The sequence below is a fragment of the Neobacillus pocheonensis genome (assembly GCF_050477905.1).
GTDB classification, from domain to species: domain Bacteria; phylum Bacillota; class Bacilli; order Bacillales; family Cytobacillaceae; genus Neobacillus; species Neobacillus pocheonensis_A.
The window spans coordinates 381537-401385 of record NZ_JBCNAD010000020.1 but is presented as its reverse complement, the minus strand read 5'-3'; the positions used below and the strand labels follow the sequence as shown (position 1 = coordinate 401385).

General features: G+C 40.3%; 14 protein-coding genes. All 14 read right to left on the bottom strand.

Annotated elements, in window-relative coordinates; genetic code table 11:
- Positions 1-6: 6 nt before the first annotated feature.
- The 14 genes from ABES02_RS12070 to ABES02_RS12005 all read right to left on the bottom strand — a co-directional run bounded on the left by ABES02_RS12070 (position 7) and on the right by ABES02_RS12005 (position 19719).
- A complete protein-coding gene (locus ABES02_RS12070) occupies positions 7-1890 on the bottom strand; it encodes a beta-N-acetylhexosaminidase (RefSeq protein ID WP_430134741.1) in 1884 nt (627 codons plus the stop codon).
- Between the two features lie 7 nt (positions 1891-1897).
- Positions 1898-3241, bottom strand: a complete 1344-nt coding sequence (locus ABES02_RS12065) for a GH1 family beta-glucosidase (protein WP_430134738.1) — start codon at positions 3239-3241, stop codon at positions 1898-1900.
- A 95-nt stretch (positions 3242-3336) separates the two neighbouring features.
- Positions 3337-6351, bottom strand: coding sequence for an FAD-dependent oxidoreductase (locus ABES02_RS12060; protein ID WP_430134735.1), 3015 nt, complete (start codon positions 6349-6351; stop codon positions 3337-3339).
- Positions 6352-6357: 6 nt separating this feature from the next.
- A complete protein-coding gene (locus tag ABES02_RS12055; protein ID WP_430134732.1) occupies positions 6358-6480 on the bottom strand; it encodes a hypothetical protein in 123 nt (40 codons plus the stop codon).
- 18 nt (positions 6481-6498) lie between these two features.
- Positions 6499-8652 carry a Sip1-related alpha-galactosidase gene (locus ABES02_RS12050; protein ID WP_430134729.1) on the bottom strand — a complete coding sequence of 718 codons (2154 nt, stop codon included), beginning with the start codon at positions 8650-8652 and terminating at the stop codon, positions 6499-6501.
- Positions 8653-8688: 36 nt separating this feature from the next.
- Positions 8689-9660: an ROK family protein gene (locus tag ABES02_RS12045; protein WP_430134727.1), complete on the bottom strand. Its 972-nt coding sequence runs from the start codon at positions 9658-9660 to the stop codon at positions 8689-8691.
- Positions 9657-10286: a D-sedoheptulose-7-phosphate isomerase gene (locus ABES02_RS12040; RefSeq protein WP_430134724.1), complete on the bottom strand. Its 630-nt coding sequence runs from the start codon at positions 10284-10286 to the stop codon at positions 9657-9659. The genes ABES02_RS12045 and ABES02_RS12040 overlap by 4 nt, the downstream gene beginning before the upstream one ends.
- A gap of 27 nt (positions 10287-10313) precedes the next feature.
- Positions 10314-11588 carry a four-carbon acid sugar kinase family protein gene (locus tag ABES02_RS12035; protein WP_430134721.1) on the bottom strand — a complete coding sequence of 425 codons (1275 nt, stop codon included), beginning with the start codon at positions 11586-11588 and terminating at the stop codon, positions 10314-10316.
- Positions 11585-12256, bottom strand: a complete 672-nt coding sequence (locus tag ABES02_RS12030; protein WP_430134718.1) for a class II aldolase/adducin family protein — start codon at positions 12254-12256, stop codon at positions 11585-11587. Before ABES02_RS12030 ends, ABES02_RS12035 begins: the two co-directional genes overlap by 4 nt.
- Positions 12257-14683 (bottom strand): alpha-mannosidase, encoded by a 2427-nt coding sequence (locus ABES02_RS12025; protein WP_430134716.1) that lies wholly within the window; start codon positions 14681-14683, stop codon positions 12257-12259. It abuts the gene before it with no gap.
- 34 nt (positions 14684-14717) lie between these two features.
- Positions 14718-15632: a class II fructose-bisphosphate aldolase gene (locus ABES02_RS12020; protein ID WP_430134713.1), complete on the bottom strand. Its 915-nt coding sequence runs from the start codon at positions 15630-15632 to the stop codon at positions 14718-14720.
- Between the two features lie 21 nt (positions 15633-15653).
- The gene (locus ABES02_RS12015; RefSeq protein WP_430134710.1) at positions 15654-16313 is read right to left on the bottom strand and encodes an aspartate/glutamate racemase family protein; all 660 of its coding nucleotides are present in this window, start codon (positions 16311-16313) and stop codon (positions 15654-15656) included.
- A 107-nt stretch (positions 16314-16420) separates the two neighbouring features.
- Entirely contained in the window at positions 16421-18457 is a 2037-nt protein-coding gene (locus tag ABES02_RS12010) for a hypothetical protein (RefSeq protein WP_430134707.1), read from the bottom strand.
- 5 nt (positions 18458-18462) lie between these two features.
- Complete coding sequence (locus tag ABES02_RS12005; RefSeq protein ID WP_430134705.1) at positions 18463-19719, bottom strand: amidohydrolase family protein; 1257 nt, start codon at positions 19717-19719, stop codon at positions 18463-18465.
- Positions 19720-19849: the final 130 nt, after the last annotated feature.

The following is a 19849-nucleotide window of genomic DNA, read 5'->3' as shown; positions in this document are numbered from 1 at the left end:
CACTCCCTAACTAGAAAAGCCTCCAGCCGTTACAATCCGATGGTACGTATTTCTTCCTAAAGCACCTTCAGGCATTTTCCATGGTGCATCAAAATAAAGTCTTTCTGACTGCAATTCATCTATACTAGGAATACTTCCATCAAGCCACTGCTGAATACGATACTCCGCCGATTCTAATCGAGACAATACTCCACCGTAGCGAATATCTATGATTTCCCAGCCAAAAGGCTTCATCGTCGAAAACCATAAAGAACGGTGCAGCTTTCGCAAATCGTCTACCATGGTTCGTAATGACGGAAGTTCAGCTTTTAATACCCCTAATTCCTGTGAATTCTTTTGATCATAAGCAGCTTTCAATTTGAGGCCTAACTCTGCTTTTACACTCAAAACATGGGCAAGCTGTGAATAAAAATTAAAGATTTCCAACCAGCTTGTATTGCGTTCTTTTGCTTTTTCTAAGCGCTCGGCAAGGACCGCATAATGTTCATTCAAAGGCAATGAGCGTATATTCTCGTCATATAAACCGATTAATACATCCTGCCATAACAAAAATTTTGATGGATGCGATTCATGCAGATTATCTTTTGAAACACCTGGTGTTTCATCAAATTCATTTAAAACAAGGAAGTCTTCCCAATTTCCCCCTGTACAGAATGAAAACCTTTTTGCTAATTGCTCTTGGCTGACATCATTTCCATATCCATGTTCAGCAAAGAGCTGAAGCCCGGCTAATCCGGTGAAGGGATGAGTTTCGGCTCCGTTATCTCCCCACATCGTCGCGAATACTTCTTTAATTCCTTCTTTTTTACAGGCCTCTAATGCTGCATTCGTAGTTGCAATTGTCTTTCCATAGTTAGGGGCTATCCCATTCCAGGTCCATACGCCCCCGGCAAAAATCGGCTCCGAGCCAAACTCTTTATGTTTTTGCAAAAAGGTCCGATAAAAATCTTCATCTGTATGATAATAATCCCAATAAACGAATTGAACATCCTTTGGCATCGATTCAATGACATCTTCAGGTATATGGCCATTCTGGTCGTAATAATTTCCTGTTTCGGAACCAAGCCGAAAATACATATCGCTCCAAATCATCGGTTTTAAAGAATGCTTTTTAGCAAGTGCGACGACTTTATGTAAATGCTCATTCATAATATTAAATCGTTTTTGGTATCCATGCTGTTCTAAGTATTTTCCTAAACCAAGCTGGTGTGCTTCATCCATTCCAATATGAATCCGGTTGCTGCGGAATGGTTTTGATGCGGCTTTCAATAGTTCTTCGATAAATTCATAGGTTTCATCATTTCCGGCTAATAAGATATCGGATGTATCTTTGATTTTTGCAGCGTAATTCCATTTTAATGCCTCTGTTAAATGGGCAAGAGTTTGGATACAAGGGATCATTTCAATTCCAAAATGATTGGCATAATCATCACATTCTTGTAATTCCCTCTCACTGTATCTTCCGCGCATGTATCCGAAATATGGATATTTTTCGACTGTGAATGTGTCCTCTGTATACATCATAACGACATTCAATCCCATCAAAGCCATTTTCCTTAGAAGGGTTTGAATCCCGTCTACAGTCATAACAGCATTTCGGGATACATCCACCATGACCCCGTTTGTTTTAAATTGCGGCTGTTCACTTACTCGAAACTCATTACGCTCGTTAAACTCTTGTAACCACAATCCTAATGCACGGAAGAAATGAATTTTTTCTTGAAAGGTAATTTGACCGCTCGACTTTGAGCAACTTACAGTCAATGGCCCTTCTACTTGTGTCACACAAATCGGAAATCCTATTTCACTGCGTTCAATATTTAAATCGTTGCAGATTTCTTCTAACCCTTTTTCAAGACCTTTAATGTCGCCGTAAAAGTGAATTTTCATAGAAAAACTACACCTCGAACCAATAATTTTGATTCAATTTGCTATACCAAAAGTAGCTGTCTTTTTTCGTTCTTTTTAAGGTTTGATAGTCGACATGAACAAGTCCGAAACGCATACTATACCCATAAGACCATTCATAATTATCCATCAGTGACCAAATACAATACCCTTTTAAATTCACACCTGACTCCAGCGCACGGCTAATCTGCGTTAAGTGCTGCTTCAGATATTTAATACGTTTATCGTCGCGGACTCGGCCATCTACCGGGTCTTGATTGTAGGTCGCTCCATTTTCAGTAATGTAGATAGGAACATCACCATATTTGTTTTTTATATCCATCAATACCTTATAAAAAGCATCCGCATAGATGGTAAATCCAATGTCTGTTTTATCAAATAGACCTTCAATGTGTTCACAATCAAACGTTCCCTGGCCCTCTTTATATCTTGATACCGTTCCAGTGTAAAAGTTGATTCCCAATATATCGATAGGCTGCGAAATAATTTCCATATCGCCTTCCTGAATGTTTACTTTTGCACCCTTTTTTGCAAACCAATCTACTAATATTTGTGGGTAGCTGCCCTTAAATACAGGATCAAAAAACCATTCCATAAACCAGGCTGATATCCGCTTACAAGCCTCGATATCTTCCTGACGATTACTAAATGGTTCATACCAAGTAACATTTGGGGCAAATCCAATTTCACCAGGAATTCCAAGTTCTTTAAATCGTTTAACAGCTCGTCCATGAGCAAGCAACAGGTGATGTGCCACATCAAGAGAAGTCTGAAGATCTGTTTCACCAGGAGCCTGTTCGCCAACGAAATAGCCTAAAAACGAAACACACCAAGGTTCATTAATGGTTAGCCATGATTTGATTTTTCCAGAAAACTCACGGAACAATAAATCTGAATACTCTACAAATGCCTCAATGGTTTGGCGATTCTTCCAGCCGCCTTCGTCTTGAAGTGCTTGAGGAAGATCCCAATGATAGATGGTGCAAAGAGGTTCAATACCGTTTTCCAACAGCTTATCAACAAATTGATGGTAATGATCAAGACCTTTTTGATTGACTTCTCCTCTTCCAGTTGGAAAAATTCTTGGCCAGGCAATCGAGAACCGATAGGTGTTCACCCCCAATTCTTTTAATAACGCAATATCTTCATCCATACGATGATAGCTGTCACAGGCGTTATCTCCGTTGTCTCCGTTTTTGACTTTCCCAGGAATCCGGCTAAATGTATCCCAGATAGACATGCCTCGGCCATCTTCGTTATAGGCACCTTCGATTTGATAAGAGGCAGTTGACACTCCAAAGCTAAAATCTTTAGGAAAAGTAATAATTGCCATAATTATGAACCCCTTTCGATATGGTAATTTACGATTAAGGAGGGCATGTATCCGCTTCTAAATGATTAGAAAACGATCTTGACCCTCCTCGTAGACTATGATGTTATTTTTCTTGTAATTGTTTCGTTATCGTGAGCGAGATCCGTTTGCTCGAGATATGGCTGAGGTTTAAGCAAAGCTTTTTCTGTTTCCAACCAGTCAGTCCATTCCAATATATCCTTATTAAGATTGAGGCCGCTTAAAAGTCTTAGTTCTGTATGCGCCTGCTTGCTAAGCAGGGAACGAACATCGTCTAAATAATTGATTAAAATTTCATACCCTTGTGGGCTTCCGCACCGTGCCAATGAACGACCGATGGCCAATTCAAGAAGGGAGCGTCTTTCAAGAAAAAAGTCGGCCTGATAGCTAGAATAACAATACTGCATATTTACAGAAGGAATTCCCCATAATTTCATTAAGACTGGAATTGCTTCACTATCTCCTAATCTTTCAGCACCCACGCTAACAGCATGGATATAATAAAAAAGCCCCCACATTTTATCTTCGAAATCTTTATCGATTGGATTCAATAGATTAGCAACACGCCGCCAAACCGCAATGCTTCGCTTATCCCTAGTAAGGCCCAGTGAGTATAGCAAATAACAGACATCTGGCATCGCACCATGATCAGGAGGCATTGTTACATACAAAATATCCGCAGTCCTTTTGGGCAATTGTTCTCCCTCAAGCATGGTCATTATTTCTGAAATTAATGTTGGGACACCTACTTTTAACTCGTACATGGCCAACGCTTGGGCGATCCGAACCTTTCGAATCCCAGCGGAATCTTCATATGCTTTTTCAAGAAAGGGTATGATCCGTTTCCCAACAGTACAAATTTCAACAAATGGTATCCGCTTTTGATAGATTTCATTCATCCGCATATTAGAGTATTCATATAGAGGCTCATTCACCTCAATGGAATCAATTAAGGACACCAGCTGCTCATCTGTATAGTGAATTGGATCTAATTTCCTCGTCAAGATACTTTCAGGTATTAAGCCTTCCTTCACAATTCTTTCTTGTAAAAGACCGTAGTCTATCTGTCTAGGATACTTATTTTCTTTGACGGCCATTGCAGCAGCAAGGGCAGCAATCCCGCCTAGATTTTCTAAATCTGATTGCATTCGGATAGCAGGCAGAGCATCATGGGTGGCTGATATCGCTTTTCCTACCACTAGGATCCCATCAATCCCTTTTGGCAAAAGCATTCGGTAAGGGATTTCTATTTCTAGATTCGGTGGAATCAATCCGGCATGTAACCAGTTCGCCTCACTGATTCCTTTCATATCATGGTTGCTTAAATGAATATTGATACAATCCTGCCAGCTTCGCTGCAGTAATTGATCACTCATATTCATGACTACGTCACCAATTATATGTCGGCTTTCACGCGGGGCTACATATATTCCATGATCATGACATCCATCCACATTCATGCTCCATCTTCTTCTCCCAGCCAGAATTGCCCTGGTGTAGTCCTTCACATCTGAAACATTCACCATACTGGTGAAATTATTTTGCAATTTACCAGGTGAATTATATTGAGCTAGCGAGTACCACATCACTACATGGTCCCGAACAGCACCATAGACAGATTTTGCTCCCGCAAATGCGGCAAGATCACCATCACCAGTGGCATCAATCACACAATCTGCCATAATGGAGCATGCTCCCCACCGTGTGGCTACAAGGCTGCCGCACACACGAGTTCCTTTTGTGATGGCCCCAAAGGTAATGGCGTTGAACAACATCTCGATTCCTAGACGATCAGCTGTTTCTAAAAGCGCATATTTTTTCGCTTCGATATTCCATTTATGTCCTTTGTATTTTATTCTCTTCTGAACATCCTTAACTAGCTTTGTGATCCTTTCAGCATACCCATGACGATGTCCAAACCAATAACTGTCAACACCGCCAAAAGTACCTGTGCCACCGAGACCTGGGTTAAGGTCGACTAGGATGGTTTTCATTCCTTCCTCTGCAGAAACAATGGCTGCTGAACCTCCGCTAGAACCGCCGCCTGAAACAAGCACATCGGCCGTTTTAGAAAGGAAAACTTCATGATTGGGAACGTTCACGAAATTGTGGTCCCGTTCTAAAAAGTCAACAGGAATCCTTATTTCATAGGGAGAATCCATGTTTGTATCTTGATTTTTCTCTTGAATATCCTTATCCTTTAGGATAAAAATTTCAACTAATCTTGCAAACTGTTCACCATAGCTTGCTGCTTTTACAGGGTCAAGCCAACCAGCATTGTTATGTTCGTAAAAATCTCGATACAAACACCATGTGTTAGGATGGTTTATGCTCAAATTTTCGATTTGGACATTTTCTTGAATTCGACTGTCCTCTTCCTCCATCGGATATGGACCTTTTAATTCATTGGAGCTGGTACATAGCATTGCTTTTTGAAACGATGGAACATTGTGAACGAGAAATTCTGTAAGAGTAATTCCTAATTTTTGAGATTCAGACTCACGATGACGATTTCCTTCAACGCTGTTTTCTGATTGTAATGATATTTGGTATTCAACATAGTAATGACCATTCCCATGGAAACCTGGGTAGAGTTGCACTTTATTATCTTTTATTCCTAAATCTGATGGAACGGATATTACTTGTTGTCCCGTCTCTTTCACATTCGTAAACTCTAAAACACGTTTATAGCAGGCCATTTCTCCATTAAAAGAAGTTTTCAATTCCTGACGAGCCAAAAAGGTAGTAATAGCCGTTTCAGATGCATCGACAATCGCTTGACAACGAATTAATTGTCTTCCGGATTTATTTGCAATGACTAAACCATTCCAATTATCCTCAGTACGTGTAAGAGCTATTGGAATGGATGCATACAATAATTCCACGCCGGCAGCCAATAATTCATCTTCCAGCTTTATTTTTAATTTATCGAGATGGAAAACGATTGATTGCGAACTTCCATTTTGCAAAGTTTTTCCACAGGCCCCAATACAAGATTCCATTAGTTTAGAACCTTGATGCTCAGATGGAACCATCCAAGGCCGGAGTGTTGCGGTCATGTCACTTCCTAAATACGTCCTGGATTCAACCATGATCACTCATTTGCCTTGATTGGTATATTCTATGGCACTCGCTAAACCAGCGAAGGATCCTCCAATTATGGCAAAATCAATCTCTGCCAAAATGGGAATGTCTTGAGCAGGCAATTGCAGATGCATCACAATCACAGCTCCCTTCTGTTAGTCTGCTTTTTTAATCTCAACCAACACTTCGCCATGAAGGTGATTACAATCAATCGTAAAAAGCTCCTTATTTGCTGAGTCTTGCTGTACTTGTACTTCTATACCATTAACGGATGCTTTCAATAATTGACACTCAGACAGTAAAGCAAAAACGCCGCCTTCCTTTAATGTTACCCTTACTTCTCTTTCAGTGTTCCTTACGTTTACTATCCCATCATTACAAATCAGCTTATTTAGCAGACCAATTGGTGTAATGGAATCTTGTATTGGGATAATGACATACAAGGTGACACCATTCTCTGCTAATTCGATGCTAATTCGTTCCTCTTTATTTACTTTCCAATGTTTTTTCGTCATGACGTCAAAAATAACGAACGTTTCACCGTTAAGATTTGGAATATCGTTTGCTCCAATCGATCCAAGAACCGATTCATTTCCCTCACAAATATGAAAGGCCGCAACAACCCCCGCACCTTTACATGTGTTCCAGATTTTTAACGGCGACCTTGTTTTAATAGGATTAATAAATAGACAATCTTCCGTTGGAACACCAGGCTGATCACACCGAATAATTCTTCCATCCTTATAAATTAAAGGCCAAATATTATCAGGATTGGTTCGGTCAACAACATCACTAAAATAAATCGGACCACCACTGATGACTCGCAAGACCATATTTTGGAGATCATCATGATTCTGTGTCCAATACATATCCCAATCACCCCAATAAAACGCGCCGTGGTATAGAGAGTTATAGGCATTTTGTAACGCATGCTCTTTAAAGCCGTTGTTTTCCTGTGGAACAAAGTCATCACTATTGCGTGAAACAGCGGAGTACGGACGGTGCCAAATATTTTCTTCTGCCATTCCCATACAATTAATGACGGTGTTATCAAAATGTAACGAGCAGGAAGCTTCAAGTGCTGTATGGGCCCCGCTTGCTGCCTCGCCAACCGATTGGTGATTTCCCATAAAATTGGAGATGGCACTTTGACTGTCTACCTTTACAAAATCAATTCCATCTTTCTTCAATTTTGAGTGCCATGCATGCCAAAAACCAAATCCCTCTTCTGCTTTTGGCGATGGAATAAGGCTGCCATTCTTTGTTTTATATAAATGCTTGTCCAACGATTTAGCTAATGGACTCTCAGGTGCGATTCCTTCCCAGTATCCTGCAAGGGTATGCCAAACGCCCACCCAGTTAACACCATAATTTTGCTTTAATGATGAAACGGTATTAGACAATCCATTTGGAAATTTCTCTTTGTCTGCATGAAATGATTGAAGTTTTTTTCCATCTAGCTCAGACCAGCCATCATCAATCATCATCCATTTAACAGGTAACTTTTTTTGTTGCAGTTCTTCGGCTTTTGTCAGAATTCCTTCCTCATTCACGGCATGATAAAAGGCATCCCAGCTGCACCAGCCTAAGTAATCCAAAATTTGCGGGTAGGTTTTATCCTCTCTTGGAAGAGTGCTCCGACCAGTGACCGTTAAGGCCGCTTTTACATTTTCATTCACTAAATCAAATGGATTCATTGACGCTCCTAAAATGAATGCAAATGTAGATAAATGATCGTAGCCGCCATGGAATGGAGAAATGGAAATTTGTAAGCCCTTTTCCGTCCCGGATAAATCAGTCCGCGATATTTCATCGCAAACCGGCAGTAAATGATAATAAGTTTCCTCATTTTTTACTAGTAATGATTGGGTTCGTTCTGGTAGTTCTTGAATGTCTTTCGTAAAAAACGGACGCGTCCACCAATCTTTATGCTGGTAGTTCGCCATAATCTCATAATCTTCCATTACATTGTTAATGGTAATATTGATGGCATGCTTCGCTGAAAAAAAGACCTGCTTCTTAAATAATTCTTCATTTTTGATTACTGCATCAACAAACGTTGTGATAAATGATTCATAGCAATTGAAAGTTAACGTCGCAGCAACGGTTTCAGTATGATCACAAAAGTTAAAAAGATACTTCCTAAACTCACCGAGATTGTCTGCACCAGTACCCTCTTCCACCTTTTTAAGTTCTAATGATTGATTGGTTTTGCCATCATGATTAATAGAAACTTGAATATCTGAAAAAATCCTCTGATGATTGAAAAGACATGTCTGCTCGTCTTGTTTTTGCTTGAATTGGAACATTTGAGTACTCCTTTAGTTTTATTGGTTATCGCCTCCTTAGATGTCCAAAGCGTACTTAGCAACAGATAGAGAAGCTAAATCTCCAACACTTTCTTCTAATCCTGAAGGAACGATAGTGCATACCTCAAGTGAGTAAGTAAGGGCTTCTTTTTGAAGCTCCTCCATAACAAATGGCTTCAGTATTTCCTCTTGACGCAAATAAATGCTCCCGATGACAATTTTTTCTGGATTGAGCATATCCACTAATAACGCTAGACCACGTCCTAATTTTCGCCCAACAATTTGATAAATTTCATTTGCTAACTCGTCACCAGCCTGTGCGGCTTCCCCTACTGATTTTGCTGTGATCTCAGCAATTTCTTCCTGAGAAGAACAAATAGAGGACGTTTTCCCTTGATTGATCCACTCAAGAGCCTTCATTTGTCCTAAGCGGGCGATTCCGCCGCCACTGCAAAATCCTTCAAATGAACCTGCTTTTCCATAGCCGATTGGACCATCATGATCTAAACGAATATGGCCGACTTCGCCTCCCATATCATTTGTTCCCGTATATAACCGCCCGTTGAAAATAAAACCTGCACCCATTCCCGTTCCGAACGTAAGAAAAATCATATTGCTCGTCCCTTTTCCTGCTCCCCATTTCCACTCCGCCAAAGCACAGGCATTTGCATCGTTTTGAACGGAAACAGGAACTTCGAAACGTTTTATTAAAGGAGTTAAGACATCGAAACGGTCCCAATTCGGCAAATTAGGTGGAGATAAGATTAGTCCCCTTTTACTGTCAAGCGGACCGCCGCAGCTGATTCCAATAGCTTTTAATTCAAGTTCTTCCTGTTCGAACAATAATTTTTCTAATTCATTCATCATAAGTAATAGTGCTTTATCTGGTGTACCAGGTGTTGGAAAACTTCTTTTGGCAATTAGCTCAATTCCATTATCAACCTCGACTCCTAATACAACCGCACACTTTGTTCCACCAATATCTAATCCTGCCAGCACTGGAATCATTCAAAAAATGCCTCCTCTAAAAGTAAGCAAAGCGTATGATAGATTGGAAGATGTCTTTCTTGGATGTCTGGAGTCGATTCAAAAGGAACAGAGATGGTTACATCGCATAGCTCTTTTAAAGCCCCGCCATTTTTACCTGTAAACCCGATGGTTACCAGCCCCAAGGCTTTTGCCACTTTTACTGCATGATTAATATTTTTTGAATTACCTGATGTGCTAAAGCCGATAAACACATCTCCTGCTTTACCGTAACCGTACACTTGTTGAGCAAACACCATATCCGGGGCTACATCATTGGCAAATGCTGTCATGAGCGCAGAATGACTGACAAGTGAGATGGCTGGCAGCGCACCTTGCAAATGATTACCTAGATAGTCATCTCCATCAGAAACGGAGGCTAGTTTGTCTTTCATTTCATGCGGTAAAGGGCGTTTTGACATAAACCCTTTCATTAATTCGCCCACAACATGCTCACAGTCAGCAGCACTGCCGCCATTTCCTGCTAAAAGAACCTTTCTGCCAGATTCATAGGCCAGCCTAATCGCATTAAACGAATTTTCAATACTTGATTGACATTCTACTAATTCCGGATATTTATTAAATAGTTTTACTAATTTAGCATTCATGACTACATCCCCTATTAAATCTATCGATTAATTTTCTTTTAGGTGATCAATCGCTTTCGCAAAGAAATCGGTACTGCCAAAGCTACCTGACTTCAAAACTAGCATCCTCGTTGGATCATTTAAACTAATACAGGATGGAAGACCTGGTTCAATTTCTTTCCAAACAGTCAGCCCTTCGATTCCAAGCCTGCTGCAAACAGAAGCAGATGTTTCACCGCCCGCTAATAACAACCGGTTTACAGTTGTTCTTTTTAACGTTTCATCCACTACAAAAGCCAATGACTGAGAGACGATTTTTGAAACTTCTGTATTCGAAAACCCTAACGAAGCACCGAGTTCTTTTGTTTCCTTGACAACATCTGAGGTGTTTGAAGAGTGAACAAGAGCATCCTTGCCTGCATTTAACAAGCTAACGAGCTTGCTAATAAGATCCTCTAAGTGTGCTTCTCTTTGCAATGAAAAAAGAAATGGTGAATTCATTTCGAAAACAGGAAGCCCGCGTCTTTTCATTTCTTCTACCTGATTAAAGGTTTGTGGCATTAAACTTCCGGCTGCACATAATACTCCTTTATCTAATGGTGGAATGGAAACTGACCGTGTGTCATTTTGCCCTTTTTTCATGACGATGGCTAATTCCTCTGCAATCCCTGAAGCACCACAAATAATTTGTTCTTCCTTAATCGCTTCGGCAATGACTTGTAAGGAGCTCTGGTCTTTCACATCAACAATCAAGTACTGGCATTGGGAACGCTTTTGATTTATTTCTTCTTTAAGCCTATCGCTGCCCTGTTCAACAATTTCATGGTCCACGAGGGCAACTTTTCTGTTTGTTTGTGCTTGCAGAATTTCAATTAAATCCGATTGAAGCATCGGGTGCACTGGGTCATGGCGAAACTCAGAATCAGCCAATTTTTTCCCATGAACATAGTGCTTCCCATGTTTCGTCGTTCTTCCGTTTTTAGGAAAGCCCAGGACAACGACGGCAAATTCACTTCCAAGCGCATCAAGCATCGCATCAAATTCCGCACCAATATTTCCTCTAAAGACGGAACAGGTTTTATTGAAAAATTGTTTACATCCGAGTGACTGTAATGTTTTGGTACTCTCAAATACTTTGTCATAGGCATGCTCATATAGATCGAGCCTAGAGTTCGTATCAACAATCAATACATCTGGCGGGAACGTTCCCATTTTGTTTTGAAAAAATGGGTATGGATAGACATCCGATTGCCAGCCTGATTTTGCATACATAATGCCAATATCATTTGCACCCGTAATATCATCTGCGATTATACCAATCAACTTTCCCACCTCCTCCGAGGTTTATATCCCGATTCATGAAGAAAACCTTGAACTACATTATCTGGAAGCTCTTGAAGAGTAACATTTGCTTTTCTAGAGATTAATAGCATTTTACAAGCCATTTCTAATGTTTGCAGCGCCATTTTTGCCTCTTTTATGGAGGTATCGTAAACCAGAACGCCATGGTTCTCTAGCAATAAAATATTTGCCTTTTTCGCTTTATCTCTTACAAGTTCCCCGAGGTTTATTGAACCAGGATGAGCATAGGCTACTCTTTCGATCCGTTCTAGATAATACATACCTTCAACAAACAAAGCGGAAGGGATATCTAGATTCGAAGAAGCGACAAGTGTACTATATAAAGGTGATGAATGTAGAACAGCACCAATTTCAGGTCGAGTTTCATAGATTGCTTGATGCATGGGTATTTCTTTTGACGGTTTTCTTCCGCTGGTCATACACTTGTTTGTTTCTAACGAATATTCAACAAAATCCTCCAAATCCAAATCACCTAAGTATGTCCCGCTTGCGGTAATGAGAAAGGAGTTATCCTCAGTCCTGGCACTGATATTTCCTGAATTTCCCCAGGCAAGATCATACTGCATCATATATTGTCCTGTTTCTTGCAGCTGCTTTTTTATTGTCTGTTTCATATTGATAGTAACCATCTACTCATCCCACTCAATCAAATTCGTTTCCCTAACCTGTTTATCAGGATCTTTTGGAATACGGAAAGTTTTAATTTCAGAAGGCTTAAAGAATACCTTAAAAGTGCGATTAAATTTCGGTAAGTTAACCTCTGTCTCAGTTGCTCGTTTATTCGTTTCAAACAAGCGAATGATTAAATCATCATTATCTTCTGCTTTTTTGATTGCACTAACAAGCACATTGTCCTCATTTACTTTCACATAAGAATCGGTTTGTGGCAGGGAACCTTTATGGAACGTCTCGATAATGGAGATTGGTTTACAATTCAGTTCAGCTGCCCTTTTTGGTGTTTCGGCTTCTTCCCAGCTTCCTTCATGAGGCAGTAAGGAGTATTCAAATCGCTGCATTCCTTGATCAATGAAGGTATATTCTCCGTCCTCTTCAGGAACAAGCGGATCATGATGTGCATAGATTGGGCTCCGTAAAACCGTTAAAGAAAGGTCTTTGTTATGAATACTGTAGCTATTTTTCGCGTCATTGATTAAACTTAATCCATACACACCTTCGTGGTTTGGTCTAACCCCCGTTACATCAACCCAGCTCTGACCAGGCTCTTCTTCCCCATTATGCTCCCGCTCAATCGTCCCATAAGGAATTTCATAGGTTTGTTTTCTAAAGATGGCATTAATCGGAAATACGAATTTTAACATCTTAAACTGTTCCCGCCAATCAACTGTTACCTTCACATCAATTTGATCTTTTTCCTGATACATCGTGAAGTCCTGTATCAAAATGGAGCGGCCGTATTCACTTTTCACGCGAATAACTGATTTAACTGGACCATGCTCGGCAAGGTAGACTTTAGTTGCTTTGAAATCTCCGGCAATTTTATTAAAGTGAAGGGTATCATGGCTCCATGTATCCGTTTTGTCTTCTATTACAACCGGTTTTGCCGCCGGACCTGAAAATACTTCGTGCTCCACTCGTTTATCATAAAGACTAGTAATCCAGCCAGTCTCCGCATCAAATTCAATCTTAAAGCGGTCATTTTCCATCGAATGCTGACCCGCTTCTATCGTATCGAATGACGCTTCCACACTGTTATTTTCCGTATAAAGTTTATATACACGATAGCCCATCGCAGGGAGATCAGCTAAGAAGTTTAAGCGGTAACGGCCTCCTGCCGTTGCTTGTGACTGTACTGTTTGATAGGCCACTGCACTTCCAAGATCATCTACTAATACAGAAGTTGGTTTTAAGCCGCCAATTTCAATTTCTACATTCACTTTACTTTCCCATGCATGCGGATTAAAGACAACGATTGGTTTCATTCGCTCATCCTGCTCAATATCTATTTTCCAAGAAATAGACTGGACTGCATTATTCAAAGCACGGTCAGCAATGGCCAATGCTTCTCCGTATAAATTCCGTGCGTCTTCATAAGCTGACTCAATACTCGTTCCAGCTAAAATATCATGGAATTGATTAAATAAAACATCCTTCCAGGCTCGGTTGAATTCATCTGGATATGGCTGTCCAGTTAACCAAAAAGCAAGAGCTGAATATTTTTCGGCTGTCATTAGCATATTTTCGGCTTTTCGATTGTATTGCTTTACACCAGAATGTGCGGCATAGCAGCCACTGGCATGGTGCTGGAGATCATCATGAACGACAGGTAAATCGGTTGTATGTTTCATTTTTTCAAAATAATCTTCAGGTGTTGAGAACTCCAGTGCAGGAAGATTATCATCCTGATTTAACCGATAAATACTCTCAATATTTTCCTTCGTGGGACCGCCGCCATGGTTTCCAACACCATAAAAAATCATTAGGTCATTAACGTTCCCTTTAAACTCGCCTTTACACCGCTTTACAATTCGATCTAATGCTTTTCCCCATGAATTGTATTCAAACATGATTCGGAAGGCCAAAACACGTGAACCGTCATCCGATTCCCACCAGAAAAGGTTACTTGGCAGCCCTTTTTCATTTGGCGCTGGCCGCATGAAAACATAAGAGTCCATTCCGCTTTTCTTTAATATTTGTGGAAGCATGCCATGATGCCCGAAACTATCGACATTGTAGCCCACCTTGGCAGTTACCCCGAATTTTTCATGGAAATATCGTTGACCGTATAGTCCTTGTCTTACAAATGATTCTCCATTTGGGATATTGCAATCAGGCTGGATCCACCATCCACCTACAATTTTCCAACGGCCTTCTTTTACCCGCTCCCTGATTTCCGCGAACATTTCCGGATCATTTTCTTCTACCCATTCATACATGGCCGCTGAACTAGAGGTAAAAATGAAATCCTCATATTCCTTCATCCGGTCCAATGCGGACCTAAAGGTTGCTTTTGTTTCTTGAAAACCTTCCTGCCATTGCCAAAGCCAAACTGGATCTAAATGGGCATTTCCGATCATATGGAAAGTTTTATCCTTCATTTCCTCAACCCCTGTCAAATTCTCGTTGTTTTTATTAGTTGAAATGACTAGCTTTATTGTCGCTTAATAAAAATTGAGAGATTTTTTCCTTTACCGTTTCCTCGACAGCCTCTTGACCTATAACTAAACGCTCTTCTGTTAATTGGTTACACTCATCATTAGTCATTCTCTCTTCTCGATCGATTGCTTTTAGGAAAGAAAGTTCAAGGTCTGTTGCAATATTTACTTTGCTTACCCCGCCTTTTGGCAATTGGAATGCCTTTTGAATCATTTCACTTGGCACGCCTGATCCGCCGTGAAGTACAAGATGCACTGGAGTTAACTCACGAATAGCTATTAATCGGTCGTAATCCACCTTTGGTTCACGTACCATATAAACACCATGGGCTGTGCCGCACGATACCGCTAATGCATCAACACCTGTCTGCTTGACAAATTCAGCCGCTTCAACAGGATCTGTATATAACTCTTCATCTTTATCTGTTTCAATAAAATCAGTTGTTCCAATCATTCCTAGTTCTGCTTCAACAGAAACTCCTTTTGCATGGGCATATTCCACAACTTCTTTTGTAATTCTCACATTTTCTGCAAATGGTTTTTCTGAAGCATCAATCATAACGGAAGTGAAACCTGCTTCGATGGCATCCTTAATCACTTTAAGCTCTTTGGTATGATCAAGATGTAAAACTACCGGCACGGTAATGGCCAATTTTTCTACCTGGGAATAAAACTCGTTTGCGAATTCGAATGGGGTAATCCCGTAGCGTTCTAATTCTTTTTGTGAAATTTGGACAATTAATGGTGATGCTGTTTTTTGGCCTGCTTTTAAAACAGGGGTAATCATGGCCGTATAACGCGGTGAAAAAGAACCAGTTGCATATTGAAATTTCTCAGCCATTGTAAGTGCTTCCGTTAGGGTGATCACATTTTTCGGTTTAACTTGATTCATCCTCAATCATTCCTTCTATTATTATTTCTGTAATGTCCGTTTAACTGATTCCATACCCAATTCTGGGCTTGTTACAAAGCGTTTTTGTTCCTCGGTCGTAAAGGATGCAACAACCCTTGCCATTGATGCCTGTGCCAACACTACGATTTCCACTTTTTCAGCCAGATCCATTAAAGCAGTTGCTAAATCCAAATCATGTCCTTCTTTATCGTTTGCGATTAATTTTTGATAGGCAGATGCCACAAGGATCGGTTCAAACTCAATGTTCTTGTTTTTCTGTGCTGCTTTTTGTTTAAGGAGCTTTAATGTTGGTTTTAATGTGGTTTCTAATGTCGCTGCTACGCCAATTTTTTCAGCCTTGTTAACCGCATATTCTGCCATTGCCTCATCAATCCGGACAATCGGAGTTGACACCTTTGGTTGTGTATATGTAACTAGTTCTCCAATGGATGAGCATGCATTTAAAATGCAATCTGCTCCAAGCTGTTCTGCAACTTTGGCGTAGCTCTCCCAGCGGTCAGCTATTTCTTGAATATTCCCGCCATTTTGGCCTAATTGCGGGAGGATGGAATCGTCTACTAAGTTGATAATTTCGCAATCCCCAATCATTCTTGCAGCTAAATCCTTTAACGGCTCAATAGTAACCGGAGTCGTATGTATAATCGCCAGCTTCTTCTTCATCCCTATTTCCTCCATCTCTATCTTTTTTCCATCATTTCTAGCTAGTCCTACTCTAGTAAATGCAACTAACCATCATGGTCAGCCAAGATGGTTAATTGAGTTTTCAATTAAGACAATTGCAATGAACTATTAAAAGCTAAAGCTTCTTGTGATGCGTATAACACAAGCCCTACACACCAGGAATGTGATAACGTTAACATCATTCCTTTTGGCTGGAAACAATTCGTATTATAAAAACGCTCCGTTACCATTCCTTTATAGGCATTAAAATCGCCATCTTTCCTGGCAATAAACTGCAGGAAGCAGGCAATATGATCTCGGGTTCTGTCAAGATAATAGGTATCCTCGGTATATTTCCAAAGACGCAGCATTTCCGGTACACAAAATAATCCATAATTATGCAAATGCTGATTAGATGGTGAAGCTTGATCTGCGCCACGAGAACGAAAGTCATATTGATGCAGGAATGTATGCTCCGGGAATGCAAGATTGTAGGTCCAACGGAAGGTCATTAACCAATCGGCTGCATGTTTTGCAAGATTTAGCCATTTTTCATTTTTGTCATTTTCATAGAGTAAAACATAAGCCACAACAGCATTGTAAGCATCTTCAGATGTCGGGGTTAAATGGACATCCTCTGGCGCCCCGTAAATATACTCATCTAACACAAAACGCTCATAATAATGACCCGCTTTTTCAGCAGCAAGTCGATACTCTTCATTATGGAAGTGTTGACTCCCTTCTAATAAAGAAGCAATCCATAAAATCCCGCCTGCACCATCCCACTCTTCAACTTCACCCGTTTCACAGTGGTAATAGGATCCAAAATTACCATCGGCACGCTGATGAGCGACTGCAAAATTCAAATTAGAAAGGACTGCTTTTTCCCAGTCAGGGTGAGTAAACCCGGCTTGTATTTCGTAGTTTAGGGCACGAACCAAAAACAGGGTTGCTTCAGAAATCGTTCTTGCTTGCAGCCATGTGTTCTTAGGATTCCAACCAGTGCCCCAGCCTTTTCCCAGCACCCATGACGCCCAAAATGTTCCACTTGGGGCTAGTGCTGATGCAACATTATTAATGACATCGATCGCCGCATCAACATATTGCTGGATCCCCTTATTTCTTCCGTAAGTCAATAAGGCATACGCATAGGGAACACCGCTGACCCAGCCAACATGCATATGCGGGCGATCTCCCATTCCTTTTACATTGTTATTAAACTCGCGGTCAAAGGCGGCAGTTTCTGATAGAATGCTATGTTCAGGCATATAATGCCAGCGATATAAGCCGTGGGCCGTTAGTTCAGAAGCCTCTTCAAGGCCCATCCAAGGATTCAATGGATACTCTTGTTGATGTAGCTTATACATTTCACGGACGAATGGATTATAGGAATGTAAATCAGGTGAGGCTGTGTAGATTTTCAAGTGCAATTGAACCGTTTCACCTGGTTTAAATGTATATAATGAAATATCCTTTGGTTCTGGAATCGGCTCACCTACAAATGTGACCGGCTCTTCTTTATAAGGGAAGTTCACCCATATGGAAGTAGATGATTCATTTCCACGAAACCCTACGCCAGTGAGACCGAGCGGGGACATTTCCTCGACACAAAGAGCGCCGCACATTTCATCATTCCAGGCAAAAACAGCTGGAAGGGCAGCTCGATCCGACCGAAAGGACCAATGATCCGAAACCATTTCATCATGATTGCCATCCCGATAATCATATCTAGGGTACTTCCGGGCATTATGTTCAAAGCGATTTTCTTTATAAAAAGCCCCAGGAATCATCCAGGTTGGTTTTCCGTTTCCTATCAAATCAGCATTAAATTGAAATCCGTAAGCCCCAGAAACCTCTTTGTTGTAGCAAACATGTAAATCTACTTCGATAAACCCGCAGCCGTCTTGAACCTGTTTCCATACTGACCGAACAGAAAACAAATCTCCCTTTCCCGATACGAGGAAGCTGCTTTCTACTTCATTGACGTTTTCAATTTGTATTTTCTCTACAACAGTTTCGGAGTTATAAATATCTAGTAGTGAGAGGAATTGAAGAAAGGCATTGCCGCTCTTTCGTTCGGAAGAATAGACTTGAATACCACTTTGGTTCTCCTCATCCTTCATTATGTCTAAACATGAAGTCAATGAAATCACACCTTTATTCTGTAAAGTTCAATCAGATTATCTCTAAAAATTCTGTTTGCAAACTCAACCGCTTCTTTTTCTGTCAACATATGGTCTTGCACTTTTTCTACTAGTACATCACCAACGATTTTACGAGCCAGTTTTAAATGGGCATACGTTCCCTCAACAAAATTGTAATCCCCGCCAAAACCAAAAATTTTATTTTGAGGAACCATTTCGATCATTTGGTGCAAAATTTGCTTCGAGATTGTGGGAGAAATCAGATATACCCATGTAAAATCTGCATATACATTTGGGTAATTTTTTACGATACTCAAATATTCTTGATGATATGGAATACCACAATGCAATAAAACAAAATTCGCTTCAGGATAAGCAGCTAGTAATGGAATTAAATCTGACACCTTTGAGTTAGTAATGATATTGCCATTTCCTGAAACACTTGTTTCATGATGTCCTGTATGAATCTGAATAGGTAAGTTATATTTAATCGAACATTGAATTATGTGATGGATTAAGTAATCCTGTAAAATAACCGATTCTTGTTGTGACATTGGTTCATCAATGACAGACGATTGCAAGCGATTAAACAAGCGTTCAGCCTCTGCAAAGGTGGGTTTCGTTGACTTAAGCGTTCTCCAATAGGCATGACCAAGCTTTGTAGCAATCATTCCTTCATTGACAAATTTATTTAATAAGGCATCTACAGCAGAAAGATAATTTTTGAAAGTATGAACTTTCTCCCCTGAATCTCTTTCAATGACCTGTATATCCTTCCGTGTTCTTAATTTAAAGGCATAATCTAAAAACATGATGGGACGAAAGAGTGAGAAATCAACCTTCGTTGTATACGCAAGCGTAAAGGCTAAATCAATTCCCGACTTTTCCCTCAATACTTTCGAATACCACTCGTCATCATTCGTTGCTGCTAATACTTTTTCATTTAGCGACAAGATTCCATTAACGCTCCAGTCATCCATTCCATATAAATCATGTACCGCTGTTTTTAACGATCGTGCATAGGTTGTATTTTTCGTCTTTTGATAAAAAGTTAAAAATTGCTCTGCTTTCTCTTCGACACTTATTTTTGAATCCCGGCTTAGAATTCCACGTTTCATCCCTGCCGTGATTAAGTCTGAATCTAAATAATGAAGAAGACCAAAAAAATCCACTTTATTTTTTTTTCTAATTTCCATAGGGTCGATGTGTTCATGACCATCAATGATGCGAATTTTGTTAATTTCTTCATGTATGCTGCTCATCGTAATGCCCCTTCCAAAAATAAAGGATGACTCAAAAGAATTCGTCCCCTCCACATCCACTCCGGATCATTTTGTAGTCAATCCGGAGGGACGGGGCTGCCATTTCATTTTCAAGTCATCCTATTTCAAA

What these genes read in the sequence shown, in the direction of transcription:
- ABES02_RS12070 (WP_430134741.1), bottom strand. Translation starts at nt 1,890, where the DNA reads ATGAAAATTCACTTTTACGGCGACATTAAAGGTCTTGAAAAAGGGTTA.
- ABES02_RS12065 (WP_430134738.1), bottom strand. Translation starts at nt 3,241, where the DNA reads ATGGCAATTATTACTTTTCCTAAAGATTTTAGCTTTGGAGTGTCAACT.
- ABES02_RS12060 (WP_430134735.1), bottom strand. Translation starts at nt 6,351, where the DNA reads ATGGTTGAATCCAGGACGTATTTAGGAAGTGACATGACCGCAACACTC.
- ABES02_RS12050 (WP_430134729.1), bottom strand. Translation starts at nt 8,652, where the DNA reads ATGTTCCAATTCAAGCAAAAACAAGACGAGCAGACATGTCTTTTCAAT.
- ABES02_RS12045 (WP_430134727.1), bottom strand. Translation starts at nt 9,660, where the DNA reads ATGATTCCAGTGCTGGCAGGATTAGATATTGGTGGAACAAAGTGTGCG.
- ABES02_RS12040 (WP_430134724.1), bottom strand. Translation starts at nt 10,286, where the DNA reads ATGAATGCTAAATTAGTAAAACTATTTAATAAATATCCGGAATTAGTA.
- ABES02_RS12030 (WP_430134718.1), bottom strand. Translation starts at nt 12,256, where the DNA reads ATGGTTACTATCAATATGAAACAGACAATAAAAAAGCAGCTGCAAGAA.
- ABES02_RS12025 (WP_430134716.1), bottom strand. Translation starts at nt 14,683, where the DNA reads ATGAAGGATAAAACTTTCCATATGATCGGAAATGCCCATTTAGATCCA.
- ABES02_RS12020 (WP_430134713.1), bottom strand. Translation starts at nt 15,632, where the DNA reads ATGAATCAAGTTAAACCGAAAAATGTGATCACCCTAACGGAAGCACTT.
- ABES02_RS12015 (WP_430134710.1), bottom strand. Translation starts at nt 16,313, where the DNA reads ATGAAGAAGAAGCTGGCGATTATACATACGACTCCGGTTACTATTGAG.
- ABES02_RS12005 (WP_430134705.1), bottom strand. Translation starts at nt 19,719, where the DNA reads ATGAGCAGCATACATGAAGAAATTAACAAAATTCGCATCATTGATGGT.